Origin of the sequence: Acinetobacter schindleri (genome assembly GCF_010918895.1) — a bacterium.
Lineage (GTDB): Bacteria > Pseudomonadota > Gammaproteobacteria > Pseudomonadales > Moraxellaceae > Acinetobacter > Acinetobacter schindleri.
The window spans coordinates 2,602,708-2,618,512 of sequence record NZ_CP044483.1 but is presented as its reverse complement, the minus strand read 5'-3'; the positions used below and the strand labels follow the sequence as shown (position 1 = coordinate 2,618,512).

Below are 15,805 nucleotides of genomic sequence, written 5' to 3'. Positions count from 1 at the left end.
TAAATCTTTAGTATGAATAAATAAAAGGATACCATTTGCAGGTATCCTTCTAAAGTCTTTTTAGTGCTATGAATTATCGCTAATTCTAATACCGTGTCTAGACGGCAGCAGCAATCACCTGTTCAGTGCTTAACACACCTTGGTCAATCAGACGGTTGGTACATGCGATAATCGCTTCAATTGAAGAGGTCACAATGTTGTCGTGAACACCAGCACCAAAGGCAGATTTACCGGTACCTTTCACTTGAAGTTCAACCAATGCCAAGGCTTTGGCATGTGCACCAGAACTGATGCTACGTTCTTCATAGTTCAACACGTCAATTGGCAATTGCAATGCATCCAAAATCGCAGAAATTGGACCGTTACCTTCACCACGTAAGCGCTGAGTTTCACCATTGACTTCAACATCTAGCTCAATTACTTGGTTGCCATTTTCATCTGACAATTTATAGTTCTTGGCAGCGTAGTGCGCATCTTTGGCATCGACGTAGGTGTCTTTAAACAATGTCCAGATCGCTTGTGCTGAAATCTCAGTACCGTCTTCATCGGTTTTTTGCTGCACGATTTGCGAGAATTCGATCTGTAAACGACGTGGTAAAGTCACGTTATAGTTCGATTCTAACAAGTAAGCGATACCACCTTTACCTGACTGTGAATTCACGCGAATCACGGCGTCATAGTCACGGCCCAGGTCTTTCGGATCGATTGGCAAGTACGGCATATCCCAGATTTCTTGGTTTTTCTGGAATTCGAAGCCTTTTTTGATCGCATCCTGATGTGAACCTGAGAACGCTGTAAACACCAAATCACCCGCATATGGATGACGTGGATGTACAGGCAAGCCGGTACATTCTTCAACAGTCGCGATGATTTCGTTAATATTCGAGAAATCTAATTCTGGTGCAACACCCTGGGTATACATGTTTAAGGCAATTGCCGCTACGTCCACATTACCGGTACGTTCACCATTGCCGAATACACAACCTTCGACACGGTCAGCACCCGCCATAATCGCCAATTCAGACGCTGCAATGCCACAGCCACGGTCATTATGACAGTGAACTGAAATGATCACGCCGTCGCGACGCTCAATGTTGCGGTGCATCCATTCCACCTGGTCGGCATACACGTTTGGTGTAGACACTTCGACAGTGGCTGGCAAGTTCAAGATGACTTTGTTTTCAGGAGAAGCTTCCCAGATTTCAGTCACTGCATCACAGACATCTTTCGCGACTTCTAATTCGGTTGCAGAGAAACATTCAGGGCTGTACTGGAAGATAAATTCAGTTTCAGGCTGTTTCGCTGCATAGTCTTTTACTTTTTGCGCTGCATTGATCGCTAACTGTTTCGCACCTTCAACATCCACATTTAACACTTTTTGACGGAAGGTCGGTGAGTTCGAGTTATAGATATGCACAATTGCGCGTTTTGCACCTTGTAAAGATTCGAAGGTACGTGCAATCAAATGATCACGTGCCTGAACCAATACTTCAATGTAAACATCATCCGGAATATGACCTTCTTCAATCAATTTACGGGTGAAGTCGAAATCAATTTGAGATGCAGACGGGAAGCCGATTTCAATATGTTTGAAACCGATTTTCACCAACATCTGGAACATTTTGAACTTCTGCTCGATGTTCATTGGCTCAAAGATCGCCTGGTTACCATCACGCAGGTCAGTACTCATCCAGATTGGCGCTTTAGTGATTTCATTGTTCGGCCATTGACGGTCTGGTAAGTCCACACGTTGATACATGCGACGGTATTTTTTACTTGGATCAGCCAACATCATGAGAGAGCTCCTTAGGTAGTCTGGCAAACTCGCTTGGTGCAGCAGTTGCTCGGTCTACAGTATAGATTTTGTCTATATATTCGTTTACAGGCAGGTGTGGGTAAATAAGATCAATCCTGTATTTTTTAAAGTCTTGATCATCAGGATCGACCAGACACCTGCATGGTGAACCTATAATTAAATTTTAGTCCAGAAAACGTGAAAAGTTTTTGCTTTTTCTATGGATTTTAGTCGTATCTTAAAAAAGATTTTCTTATAAAGTTATTAATTGGAAAAATATTTCTATAATCTATTTTAATTTTGTTGGATTTTACTGTAATTAAGCGATAAGGCTAAAATATTTCTTTATATAATAGCTTTGTTGGAAGTTCTTAAGCAATGCATACATGAAATCTTTCATATCAAAAAATAAAGGCTAGTTTGATGAATCCAGACTAGCCCTTAATATCATGAAGATTGCTCAGATCAGTATTTAAAATGCAGGCCTAAAACGGCACTGATGCCTTCTGCTTCTGTAGCATAGTGGGAAGAATAGGCTTTGGTAAAATAACGTGTATCGGACAGGTTATTGATATTTAGCTGTAGATCCACATTGGGGTTCACCTGATAACGTGCCATGGCATCGTAACGCACATAACCGGGAACAAATTTGGTATTGGCGGCATTGCCATAAACTTTATCCATTGCCACAGCACCGGTACCCAATGTTAGTTGAGGTATGACCTGATAGGTTGTCCACAAGGTTGCACTGTTTTCCGGTACGTTCTGCACCTGGTTACCATCATTAGTAGCAGTACCATCGTCAACAATTTCACTGTCCAGATAAGTGTAGCCTGCAGAAATTGCCCACTTGTCAGTGACATTTCCATTGATACCTAGCTCAATTCCATCAACACGAGTCTCTCCGATATTACGGGTAGTACCATCAGCATCGGTTGAACGGGTATTGGTTTTTTCAGTACGGAAAATGGCGGCGGTCAAATTAAGTTTGTCTTCCAGAATGTCCCATTTAGTCCCCAGTTCCATGGTACGGACTTTTTCCGGTTTTAAATTTTCAATAGCTAAAGTAATACTTTCGGAACCATCACCGCCATCGATGCCAACCGGATTTGAGGAAGTGGCATAGCTGATATAAATACTGCCATTTTCTCTTGGCTTAAAGACCAGACCAGCCTGATAGTTAATAAAGTCATCTTCATTTTCAAGGCTGAGTTGATCGCCTGGAACGGCTGTAATCGGCGTATTGTTGGCACCTGTCACCGCATTATTGAATCGTCCATAGGTTAATGTTTGCTGGGTCTTATAGTCATCCCAGCGCACTCCCAGATCCACAATCCATTGTGGATGCAGTTCGATGCTGTCCAGGAAGTAGATCGATTGGGATTTTGTCTCAATATGATAACTGTCTGCACCATCCGTACTAATCGTTCCCGTCCAGGTACTCCGATTTGGATTGTCTACAGAAGTACACCAACCTAAGACAATATTGGCAGGAGTGCCACAGGCTGCATAGGAACTGCCAGTCGCATTCAGACCGTTAATAATATATTGAGTACGCTCAGTATCCTGATCCGAATATTCTGCACCCAGATTAAAGCTATGCTGGATGATACCGGTGTTGAATTTACCGGTTAAAGCCAGCAAATCAATAAAGGTATCGGTATCTGCGATACGTGAATTGGCCCGAGCCCAGACATTGCCATTTAAAATGAAGTTTCCGCGTGAATCGTCAGGATTGGTCCAGAGGTAGTCATTTTTAGAACGGTTAAATACCGCCGTATTGCTGAGGGTTAAATTGTCATTTAGATCATGTTCCAGCTTGAGGGTACCAATCTGGTTTTCCTGTTTCTGGAAATCACGATCTTTCCAGCCATAGTATTGACCAGCTTTGACATCAATTGGTTTCCCATTACCATTTAAAGCGACATTGGCATTGGTGGCTCCAAATGGATTATTATAGGGAACGCCGGAGTCTGGAATATCATCAGTTTTCAAATAGTAATAACTTAAAGTTCCACGCGTTGCGCTGTCCAGGCCAAAACTGAAGCTGGGTGCAATACCAGCACGTTTATATTCAGCACCGTCATGTTGACCCGCTTTTTCATTCTGGTGGCCCATGACCGCGATACGAGCCGCCATGCCATTGCCGAAGTCCTTGTTAGCATCCAAAGTGATACGTGCATACATATCTGTACCACCCGCAACAGAGCCTTCCAGCGCATCTCCCTTTTTCGCCACTTTGGAGATCATATTAATACTGCCACCCGTAGTGCCCGCACCGCCCATGGCAGAAGCAGACCCTTTGGTGACTTCGACCTGTTCGACGGCAAACATTTCTCGGTTTTGTGAAGTTGAATTCCGCACGCCATCGACATACATTGAACTTTCCGAGTTATAACCCCGGATAAAAGGCCGGTCCCCATTCGGATTGCCGCCTTCACCTGCGCCTAAAGTAATCCCCGGTACAGTACGCAAAGCATCAGCCAGAGTGGTAACTTGAGTGTCTTCAATCAGTCGTTGAGGAATCACAACCACAGATTTCGGGGTATCCAGGAGAGGGGCAACAAATTTGCTATTTGCTGACTGATCGACTTTTAGACCCGGCACGGGTTCAGCTTGTACTTCCTGATGAATGGTCTCAAGCTGTACCACATTTTCCTGTGCAATCGCGTGTGCAGATGCAAAAGAAAGGGAAGAAAAGATGGCTGAAGAAACTATTTTTTTACGAGATTTTATATAGCTCATAATGATTCTTTTTTATTTTTAAGTTTGGATTCGCAAATAATAATTATTATTGTTATCGTTGCTATCCTTCTTGTATTGATATTGGCGATGAACAAAATTTAATCAATTTAAAAAATAGATAAATTATAGTGAGCAGAGAGCATTAAAACTATGTTTTTAATATAGATTGATTAAAGACAGGCTTTATTTAGTTTTTATTGATAATAGCTATTGATATAGAAAGCTGTGTTGAATTGCCCTTCAAAACACCTCAAGAAGTTAAGGATGAAAATTTAAATCATTGATTTTTCACTTTTATTTTCAATTAAATCCCAATTAATCAATTCTATTCAACACACAGCCCGGCTGAATTTCAGCTACTGTTGCTGTTCCCATTAGCGCCATGGTGATTTCAAATTCTTCTTTGAGGATTTTAATCACATGTGCTACGCCCAAAGCTCCGGCAGTCGCCAGACCATAAATATAAGGACGACCAATCAGCACCGCTGAAGCACCTAAGGCAATTGCCTTGAATACGTCCGATCCACGGCGGATACCACCATCATAGAGCAGAGGAAAATCTGCTGGCACTACCTTTTTAATCAATTGCAAGGCAATGAGAGGAGAAATGCAGGTATCCAGCACACGACCGCCATGATTGGAAATAATTAGGCCTTTTACCCCATGCTGAATCGCCAGCTGGGCATCTAGGGGATGCACGATTCCTTTTAGAATCACGGGTAAATGGGTCTGCTGTACCATCCAGGCAATATCTTCCCAAGTCGGGGCAATTTTCATTAGTCCGTTAAAGACAGGATGATCACCTTCCTTTAATTCTGGTAAGGGAATATGCGTAGGCGTATGCGGATGTTGCATGCCTTCCGGTAAATGAAAAAACGCACGACGTTCACGATCGCGGATGCCAGTATGTGGTGAATCTACCGTAATCACTAGCGCCGTATAATGGTGTGCCTCAGCCATTTTGACCAAAGCTAGAGATTTTTCCCGATTCCCTTGCCAGTAAAGCTGAAACCATTTGCGTGGATTGTCCTGTTTCAATGCGCGCATGTCAGTATTCGTAAAAGTACTGAGAATCATATTACTACCCATCACTTCTGCGGCGAGGGCAGAAGCGGCTTCGGCTTCAGGATGAAACTGCTGCTGATGTCCAATCGGTGCCAGAAAAATTGGATGCGGAAATTTTTGTCCGAACATTTCAAGTTCAGTACTGCCTTGGGTCAGATCTTTCAGCATACGCGGCAGAAGCTGAATATCCTGAAATTGCTGTAAGTTATCCCGGACACTGACTTCATCCATGGAGCCACCTTGCAGATAGTTCCAGACCATACTGGAGAGATGTTTTTCTGCTTCGACCTCATAATCGGCGATGGTTTGTAGGTAGGCCGGGATCTGGGTTAATGGCGCCATTGGTTCACGTGACATTATAAATCACCCCATTGACGAATCAGGTTGTGATAATGATGGGTAAGCTGCAGGACTTCTTCAGTATCGCCAATCTGCTGGCGTAGTTTGATAATGGTCATGTCCAGATCAAACAACATACTGCGTTTAGCATCTTCACGGATCATACTTTGAATCCAGGTTACGGCAGCAATACGTTTGCCTTGAGTTACTGGTTCAACCCGATGCAGGCTGGTCGATGGATAAACAATCACATTACCCGCATCCAGCTTGACTTCATGGCAGCCATACTGGTCTTCAACGACCAGCTCACCACCTTCATATTCATCGATTTCAGATAAGAATAAAGTCAGTGACACATCGGTACGAATGGCCTGTCCGAGTAGAGGAGAGTAATGAATGGCATTATCGACATGATTGCCATAGGTGCCAGAATCCTGATAGCAGTTAAACAGGGGCGGCAGGATATGTTTCGGTAGGGCAGCAGAGGTAATTAAATGATGACTTTTAAGCGCTTGTAAAATGATAGGGCTAATCTGCTGATACAGGACAGAAGAAGAATCCAGCTGCAGGTTCTTTTTGATTTTCTGTGCCTGACTCCCGGCGCTGAGTTGCCCATTCATCCAGTGTTCTGAACGATCTAGTTGTTGTCTCAGTTCGGCAACTTGTGCTTTGCTTAATACTGCTGGGATATGTAACATCATTTTAAAAGCATTCCTGCAATTGAAAATATCGTGCATTCAAGAGAATACACGATATTGATAGATAGAGATAAAAGCTGAATTAAAATTTATAGTTCAGGGTTAAAGCTGCTGAACGTGGTTGGCCTAAGATCACACGGCCACCTCCATTATTCAGCGTGCTGATGTACTCTTTATCTGCCAGATTATAAACATTCAGGTTTAAGGAAGTTTGGTCATTAAAGGTATAACCGGCCATAGCATCAAATACCACATAGCTTGGAATACTTGGCATATTCGCTGCTGCAGTACTATCGGTAATCACACGTTTTTGCTCATCCACATAACGTGCGCCCAAGCCCAGTTTTAAACCAGCAATGTTATAGGTCGTCCATAAAGAAGCGGTCCATTCAGGTGACCAACGTACACTATTGGCCTGGGTCACTACACCCGTGTTGGAGTTGACACTGAACTGGTCTTTTTGCTCGGTTTTCATATGGGCAACACCTGCTGAAATATTCCAGGCATCAGTAATTTTACCGACAGCACCCAATTCGATTCCTTTAACTGTAGTTTTACCTTCCTGAACAGACTCGCGGGTAATCGGATCTTGGGTAAACTGGTTTTCATTTTCGGTGTAGTATGCAGCAGCATTTAAAGCTAGATCGCCATCCATTAGGTCCCATTTAGTACCAATTTCATAATGATGGGTTTCTTGAGGGTCTGCAGCCGAGCTGTTTATTCCTGTGGTTGAAAGGCTAAAGTTACTGCTACCCGGCGGTGTCAGGGATTTGGCATAAGATGCATAGACACTGCTGTAGGCGGTTGGCTTATATAAACTACCGAGCTTCCAGCTGAATAAAGTGTCATGGGCTTTTAAATCTGTTTTGGTTTCAGTCACTGCTAGTGTCGTACTGTCGGTTGAATAACCCAGTGCATCGTAATTGGTATCGTAATAATCAACACGGACGCCACCATTAAGTTGAAAACGTTCACCAAACTTGAGCGTATCGAAAAGATAAGCAGCTGTCGTCTGGGTTTCACCATCCGAATAAGCGCCCGTATACACAGGATCAGGCAGATTCTGGTGACGGTCAGGATGATATAGATTCGCGGGTGGTGTAGTGTTAGTAGGTTGCCCTGGCATTTGTGTGGCCAGTGTTCTGGAATGTTGCTGCTCTTTTAATAGTTCTATACCAGCGACTAGATCATGCTCTACTGAACCGGTTTTGACATTCCAGTTCACCGTGCTCTGATTAGCCAGAATTTTATTTTCCTGATCCACACCCTGGCGTGAACGGCTTACTGTCCAGTCTTGAGGATTGATAGAGTCATTTCTTGAAAGGCTATTAATCCCCGTCAAAGTACGCTGCATATGGGTATTGCCCAGACGGGTAATATTGGTAAATTTCAGATTTTCAGACCAGTCACTTTCGATTTTGGCTGTATACATGTCAGCATCAACATCTTCATGGTCATCTGCATGGCCATAATAATTTTCACGGTCTACTTTAGGTGCACTGGCAATCAGTGGGTCAGCATTCCAGAAACCTTTCATGCCAATCGTTGGAATACCGCCATCCGGAATGTTACGTTGGCGGATATGCTGGGAATAAAGATACAGGCGAGTATCACTATCCAGACCAAAGGCGATAGAAGGGGCAACAGCCCAGCCTTGATTCTGGATAAAGTCGCGGCCTTCTACACCGCCATCTTGACCCATTGCATTTAAACGGACAGCAACGCTGTCATTGATCGCCTGATTAATGTCAGTGGCAAGACGCGTATGTTCAGCCGTATTGTAGGTGGCAGAGACTTCACGACTGTTTTCCAAATGAGGCAATTTGCTGACCAGATTCACATAACCAGACGCCGTACCACGCCCACCTTCGGCACCCGCAGGGCCTTTTACGACTTCCACCTGTTCCAGGTTAAACACATCACGACTCACAGCGCCGAGGTCACGAATGCCATCCAGATAGGTGGAGCTTTGAGTTGAAAAGCCGCGCATCTGGAAGGCATCGCCAGCACTGGTATTACCATTTTCACCGAGTTGTAGGGTAATTCCTGGCGTATTACGTAAGGCTTCAACCAGGGTGGTTGCACCTTGTTCTTTTAATAAGTTCTTGTTGATAATCGAAACGGTTTGAGGCGTATCTACTAAAGCTTGGCTAGATTTAGCAGAACTTAATTGATCCATTTTATATTCATTTGTAGTTTTATTCTTAACTGTAATTTCTGGAAGCTGAATAACGCTTTCATTGGTGATGTTATCTGCATGAGTGATCAGTGGCAAAGTTGCAGCAAGTGCGACCAATGAAGTCTTGTAATGATGTTTTCGGCTTTTGATATGCGCCATGTGACAGAATTCCTGAATTGAATAATATTTCCCTTACCACCTTGATATGCTCGAGTTCATCAAATAGCAGCAATTATGGAGTTATTGTTATGGCCCCTAACAATTTTGCGAATTGTAGTGATAATAATTATCATTAACAATATTGAATTTAGTCATTGTTATAACTTTGTGCATGGAATTACTGTTTAAATTTTAGAATTTGATTCAGGATTTCTATAGAAAAAAGGTAAGGTCTATATTTTCTTGAGGTTTTAAGCCATGACTTAAAAAAGTTAGCCGGCATTAAAACAGTATGTTCAAGTAGTCCTTGATGTATAGGATAGAAATAAAAATAGCCTCATGAATGAGGCTATTTTTAAATAGGGAAGAAGCGAAAATTTAGTATTTAAAGTTTAGAGAAAGGACTGCATTGCGACCTTCTGCTTCAGTTGCATAGTGAGATGCATAAGCTTTAGTGAAATAACGTTGATCAGTCAGATTGTTTACATTCAACTGCAGGTCAACATTTTGATTCACGTTATAACGCGCCATTGCATCGTAGCGAACATAACCTGGAACGTATCTAGTATTGTCGGCATTACCGTAAACTTTATCCATGGCAACTGCACCCGCACCAACTGTGAAAGCAGGGGTTAGGTCATAAGTCGTCCAAAGAGTTGCACTGTTTTCAGGAACATTTGGTAAGCGTTTGCCTTTTGCAGCATTCGGGTAGGTGCACACACCAGCACGTGTACAAGATGGACCTGGATCTGTTTGTTCACTATCTAAGTAGGTGTAACCTAGAGAAGCTGCCCATTTATCCGTGATGTTACCGTTCAAACCAAGTTCAAAACCGTCTACTTTACTTTCGCCGATATTTGCATAGGTGGTTGAATCAAGCTGGATACGGGCATTCTGTTTTTCAGTACGGAAAATCGCAGCGGTTAAATTCAAGCGATCATCGAATAAATCCCATTTTGTACCCACTTCAAAAGTACGGCTTTCTTCTGGGTCAAGGTTACTGTAAGCCTCTCCGATACCTTCAGAGCCATCACCTGCATCAACACCAACTGGGTTAGCTGAAGTTGCATAGCTTGCATAGATTGAACCATTTTCAACAGGTTTGAAAGTTACCCCTGCTTGGTAGGTGAAAAAGTCGGTATCGCTTGTTACCGTGTCTTGGTCACCAACATTCTTCTTAGGAGGAATGACAACACCATCTACGGTTGTTGGCTTTGTTGCAGCGTTATTCGCGCCATAAGTCATGGTTTGCTCTGTATCAAATTTATCCCAACGAAGACCTAGATCCAAAATCCATTGAGGATTAAATTCAATACTGTCTAAGAAATAGATCGAGGTAGATTTGGTTCTTGTGTTGTATTGATCAGCACCCTCTGTACTAATTGTGCCAGTCCATGGGCCTCGGTTGGGATTTTGAACTGGAGTACACCAACCAGCTGGTGCACTATCAGGACATGTTTGATAGGCACTACCAGTAGCATTTAAGCCATTGATAATGTACTGAGTACGGTCATTTTCTTGGTCAGAATATTCGGCACCCAAGTTAAAGCTATGTTGTAGTGAGCCAGTATTGAATTTACCTGTAAGTGCTAATTGATCCGTAAAAGTATCTGTATCAGCTACACGTGAATTTGCACGTGCAAAAACACTATTATTTAGATAAATGTTACCTTTTGAGTCATCAGGATTGGTCCACAGGTAATCATTTTTAGATTTACTGTAGCTAGCAGTATTGGAAATTGTCAGATTGTCGGTTAAATCATGTTCAAGTTTGATCGTACCGATTTGATTTTCCTGTTTTTGGAAGTCGCGATCTTCCCAACCATAGTAAACGCCTTGTTTAACATTAATTGGTTTACCATTGCCATTTAAAGGTCTATTGTCTGTCGCACCAGCAGCTGGGGCACCAAATGGATTGTTATAAGGTACACCTGAATCTGGCGTGTCATCAGTTTTTAAGTAGTAATAACTTAAGGTTGCACGGGTAGGGGTATCCAGGCCAAAAGTAATACTTGGCGCAATACCTGCACGTTTATATTCAGTACCGTCTTTTTGACCGGCTTTTTCATTATGATGACCCATCACCGCCACACGTGCTGCAACACCATTACCAAAATCTTTATTACCATCTAAGGTAATACGTGCGTAGCTGTCAGTGCCTCCAGCAACAGAACCTTCTAAAGAATCCCCTGCTTTGGCAACTTTAGAAATCATGTTAATGCTACCACCAGTGGTCCCTGCACCGCCCATAGCAGAAGCCGAACCTTTGGTGACTTCAACCTGTTCTACAGCAAACATTTCACGATTTTGCGAAGTTGCACTACGAATTCCATCTACATACATTGAGCTTTCAGAGTTATAACCACGGATAAATGGACGATCACCATTCGGGTTGCCACCTTCACCGGCACCAAGGGTAATACCTGGTACAGTACGTAAAGCGTCAGCAAGAGTAGTAACTTGAGTATCCTCAATCATTTGTTTAGAAATGACAGATACTGATTTCGGGGTATCTAATAAAGGTGCAACAAATTTTTTATTGGCAGAATTATCTACTTTTAAGCTTTGTTGTTTTTCAGCAGTAATTTCTTGATGAATAGTTTCAAGTTGAACAACTTTTTCTTCAGCAACAGCGTTCACTGCGATCATGGAGAGGGAAGAAGCGATCGCAGAAGAAACGATTTTTTTACGTGACTTGATGAATGACATGGAATACTTGAATCGTGTAATTTATGATGTGCGAATAATAATTATTCTTATTTGTTTAATGTTTGTTTTTGTTATTGGTTTTGGCAATGTTTAGCTGGGCTAAACTTGGAAATGTAAATGTAATAGTATAACAAAATATATCTAAGCTAATGAATTTAATAAATATCGGAGAAATAAGTGCTTAAAGTCTCTTTGATGGGGATTTTTTATGTACATGAAGTAGGGATTTCATAAGAATTTTCAAAACATAAAAAACCTGCCGCAGCAGGTTTTTTTATTGACTAGATATGATTAGAAATCATATGAAATAGATAACCAGTAGTTACGGCCTGATAAGTAAGTACCAGAGATAGAAGAACCTACATCAAGATATTTATACCCAGTGGCAGATACAGTTTCGCCATCGTTATTAATATAAGAATACGTGGTGCTACCTTCGGTGAAGTCTTTATCTAAGAGGTTGTTTACAGCAAAATTAAAACGCAATGCATCAGAGTAGCTATAGCTTGCACCTAAGTTAAAGAGGTTATAACCACTAAACTTATCACCAAAAATCAAAGACTCTTCATAATCACTTGAACCAAGGCCTGCTGCTGGTGCAGTTGGATTAGATTGGAAACGGTCTTTGCTCGAGCGATACTCATGCTGTAACCAGATATCTAGGGCAGGATTAATGTGCCATGTAGACGTTGTATTTAATGCATGTTTCGGTACATTACTAAAATATTGACCCTTTTTGTCACCTTTCGTAATTTCGGTTTCCATAAATGTATAGGCGGTCTTGATATCCCATTCTGGCAGGATGGAGTAATGAAGACTAAGTTCTAAGCCTTGAGTTTCAGCTTCATCTGCATTTGAACTTTTGCTATATTCTGTCACGCTAGACGCCAAACTTGAACATTCTGGTGAAGCTGGGCATTGATAAGTTGAAGACATAATTTTGTCTTCAATTTGGTTAAAGAATGCCGTAGCAGTCAAGTTAAGTCGATCGTTTGGTTGGAAATTTAAACCGAGTTCATAGTTGGTAGAGGTCTCTGGTTTTAAATCAGAATTTCCTAAAGTTGGTGTTGTACCCTGACCGCTGTAGTTAATAATCCCGTCATGTAAAGCTTTCGCAGAAGGAACCTTATAACCTGTACTTACACCACCTTTTAGCGTAAGAACATCATTGGTATTCCAGACTAAATAAGCACGAGGACTGAATTGTCCACCGAACCCTGAATGATCTTCATAACGGCCACCGAAAGTAAAGCGAAGGTTATCTAATAAGCTCCATTCATCTTCAGCATAGAATGACCATGAGTCTTTAGAAAATTCTTTTCCAATACCCGCAATATCATCAGCAACTTTTGAATCTTTATATTCTACACCCGCAGTAATCTTGTGATTGGCAATAGGGGCAATGATGTGAGAATCTAAGACCAAGTCTGTATTTTTAAGGGTACGATCATTTCCTGCGAAGGCATTATCAGGGAAAGTATTACGTGGAATGGTACGACCTAATGTTTCAGTTTTTGTTTGGCTTATATAACTTTTCCAGGTACCAAAGCTGTAGTCTCCATCATGACCAAGAGCATATTGTTCACGATTAAACTCGAGTTCATCTTTATAACCATTTGCACGAGTAGGGGTGTCGATGTTACCTAGGCGGTTATCTTCATTGAGATAAGTTTGGCTTGAATGAAATGCATCAATCCAGAGAGTATTGGCGTCATCAACTGTTAAATTGAGTTTTCCACCTACATCATAAATATCTGCTTTACTTGGACGAGGGTCACGTCCTGATTCGGCAATACGTTCAGATCTTTGGCGATCCAGATAAGAACCACGTAACTGTAAGCCTAAGCGGTCATTAATAACAGGACCATTTAAGGCAAAACTTGTCTTCCATGCATCTGCTTCACCGCTGTGTTCCATGGCATTACCACTTAGGGTAACGTTACCATTCCATTCATCGCTAACTTTTTTAGTGATGATATTAATGACACCACCCATAGCTTCTGAGCCATAACGTGTTGCCATTGGACCACGAATCACTTCAATGCGTTCAATAGAGGCTAATGGCGGTAAATAAGTATTCGATGATTCACCAAAACCATTAGGCGCAACATCAGAGGACGTCGTTTGGCGACGACCATCAATGAGAATAAGCGTGTAATCATTACCTAAACCACGCATCTTAATATTTAGACCTGATGTCTTGCCGACACCATCACGAATGTCTACGCCAGGAACATCAACGAGCAAATCAGCAATGCTGGTCGCATTTTTCTTTTCAATATCTTCTTTGGTTACCACACTAATAGAAGCAGGCGCATTTTTTAGCTCTTGTTCAAAACCTGCTGCAGAAACGACAATCGTCGACATTTGATGTGTTGTTGTAGGCGTTAATGTTGTTTCAGCAAATACTGAGGATGATGTGACCCCAAGGATAGCCACTGCAAGAGGGCGAAGATTGAAAGTGCGCATAACCAAGATTCCAGGATAATGGAGATAAAATTAGAGTTGTATATCAAATTTTTGCAATATTAATGATAATATTTATCATTTGCAACAAGGTGCATATAAATATTTTAATCAAACGAGTAATTCATCGCATAAATAGGAATAATGTGAAGAAATCGTTTCTAAAAACTGTAACAAGGCTGTATGTTTTGTATATCTTTAAATGATGTCATATAATGTGGCACATTTTTTTATAACCTGTTATTACCAAATATATAGAGGAAGCCATGCAAGTAACTTCTGAAGCGGTTTCGGGCGTTGCCCGTCGTTTAAATGTTTCTGTACCGACGAGCCGAATTAATGAGCAATTTGAAGCTCGTTTAAAACGCACTGCTAAAACTGCGAAGATCAACGGCTTCCGTCCTGGTAAAGTGCCTTTGAACGTTATTCGTCGTGAATACGGCGCTGGTATTTACCAAGAAGTTGTTAACGACATCATTCGTGATACAGTTTTTGAAGCAATCCAACAAGAGAAAATCAACGCTGTTGGTATGCCAAACATCGAAAAAACTGAAATGAAAGATGATGCTTTAGTTTATGAAGCAACTGTTGAAGTTTACCCAGAAGTTGAAGTGAAGTTTGAAGGCCTTGAAGTTGAGCGCAACGAAGCTGAAGTAAACGACAAAGACGTTGAGAAGATGATCGAAAATCTTCAAAAACAACGTGCTGCTTGGGCTGAAACTAAAGGCATGGCGAAAAAAGACATGCAAGTAACTTTCGATTTCGAAGGTTCAGTTGATGGCGAAAAATTTGAAGGCGGTTCTGCAGAAGACTTTAAACTTGTTTTAGGTTCTGGTCGTATGATCCCTGGCTTCGAAGATGGCATCATCGGCATGAAGAAAGGCGAAGAGAAAGTTATCGATGTAACTTTCCCAGAAGACTACCAGGCTGAAAACCTTGCGGGTAAACAAGCTCAATTCAAAATCACTGTGAAACTTGTTGAAAAGCAAAAACTTCCAGAAATTGATGCTGAATTCCTTAAAATTTTCGGTTTAACTGAAGAAGAAGGCGTTGAAAAACTTAAAGCTGACGTTCGTAAAAACATGGAACGTGAAGTGAAAAACGGTCTTCGCAATCAGGTGAAAGGCGCAACTTTTGATGCACTTGTAGCTGCAAACGAAGTTGAAATTCCAGCTGCAATGCTTGCTCAAGAAGTTGACCGTCAACGTCAACAAATGATCCAGCAGTTCACTCAACAGTTTGGTGCTCAAGGCGCGAAAGCATTTGATTCAAGCATGCTTCCAGATGAACTGTTTAAAGAACAAGCTGAAAAATCAGTGAAACTTGGCGTGTTGGTAAGTAAAGTACTTGCTGACGCGAAAATCGAAGTTGATCAAGCACGTGTAGAAGCTTACATCGAAGACATGGCTTCTTCTTATGAAGATCCTGCTGAAGTGATTGAATACTTCAAAAATGACAAGCAACAACGTGCTCAAATCGAAGCAGTTGTTCTTGAAGACCAAGTTGTTGATCACATCCTAGCTGCTGCTAAAGTGACTGACACTAAGGTTAGCTATGAAGACCTATTAAAAGCTCAGCAAGCTCGCCAACAAGGCTAAGTTTAGCTGGTCATAAAAAAGGCGCTTTAAGCGCCTTTTTTTAATACTTTAG

At 41.7% G+C, this 15,805-nt stretch carries 8 protein-coding genes; 1 reads left to right on the top strand and 7 read right to left on the bottom strand.

Annotated elements, in window-relative coordinates:
* Positions 1 to 97: 97 nt before the first annotated feature.
* From leuA to FSC11_RS12460, 7 genes are all read right to left on the bottom strand, one after another.
* Positions 98 to 1,795 (bottom strand): 2-isopropylmalate synthase, encoded by a 1,698-nt coding sequence (leuA, locus tag FSC11_RS12490; protein WP_163167219.1) that lies wholly within the window; start codon positions 1,793 to 1,795, stop codon positions 98 to 100.
* 465 nt (positions 1,796 to 2,260) lie between these two features.
* Positions 2,261 to 4,540 (bottom strand): TonB-dependent receptor, encoded by a 2,280-nt coding sequence (locus tag FSC11_RS12485; protein WP_163167217.1) that lies wholly within the window; start codon positions 4,538 to 4,540, stop codon positions 2,261 to 2,263.
* A gap of 315 nt (positions 4,541 to 4,855) precedes the next feature.
* Complete coding sequence (locus FSC11_RS12480; RefSeq protein WP_163167215.1) at positions 4,856 to 5,962, bottom strand: alpha-hydroxy acid oxidase; 1,107 nt, start codon at positions 5,960 to 5,962, stop codon at positions 4,856 to 4,858.
* Positions 5,962 to 6,645 (bottom strand): Fe2+-dependent dioxygenase, encoded by a 684-nt coding sequence (locus FSC11_RS12475; protein ID WP_163167213.1) that lies wholly within the window; start codon positions 6,643 to 6,645, stop codon positions 5,962 to 5,964. The genes FSC11_RS12480 and FSC11_RS12475 overlap by 1 nt, the downstream gene beginning before the upstream one ends.
* Before the next feature lie 79 nt (positions 6,646 to 6,724).
* A complete protein-coding gene (locus tag FSC11_RS12470; RefSeq protein WP_163167211.1) occupies positions 6,725 to 8,980 on the bottom strand; it encodes a catecholate siderophore receptor Fiu in 2,256 nt (751 codons plus the stop codon).
* Positions 8,981 to 9,358: 378 nt separating this feature from the next.
* Complete coding sequence (locus FSC11_RS12465) at positions 9,359 to 11,689, bottom strand: TonB-dependent receptor (RefSeq protein ID WP_005220903.1); 2,331 nt, start codon at positions 11,687 to 11,689, stop codon at positions 9,359 to 9,361.
* Positions 11,690 to 11,980: 291 nt separating this feature from the next.
* Positions 11,981 to 14,158, bottom strand: a complete 2,178-nt coding sequence (locus FSC11_RS12460) for a TonB-dependent receptor domain-containing protein (protein WP_163167209.1) — start codon at positions 14,156 to 14,158, stop codon at positions 11,981 to 11,983.
* A gap of 263 nt (positions 14,159 to 14,421) precedes the next feature.
* On the opposite strand from FSC11_RS12460, the gene tig reads away from it, so the two are divergent.
* The gene (gene tig, locus FSC11_RS12455; protein ID WP_004890158.1) at positions 14,422 to 15,753 is read left to right on the top strand and encodes a trigger factor; all 1,332 of its coding nucleotides are present in this window, start codon (positions 14,422 to 14,424) and stop codon (positions 15,751 to 15,753) included.
* Positions 15,754 to 15,805 lie beyond the last annotated feature (52 nt).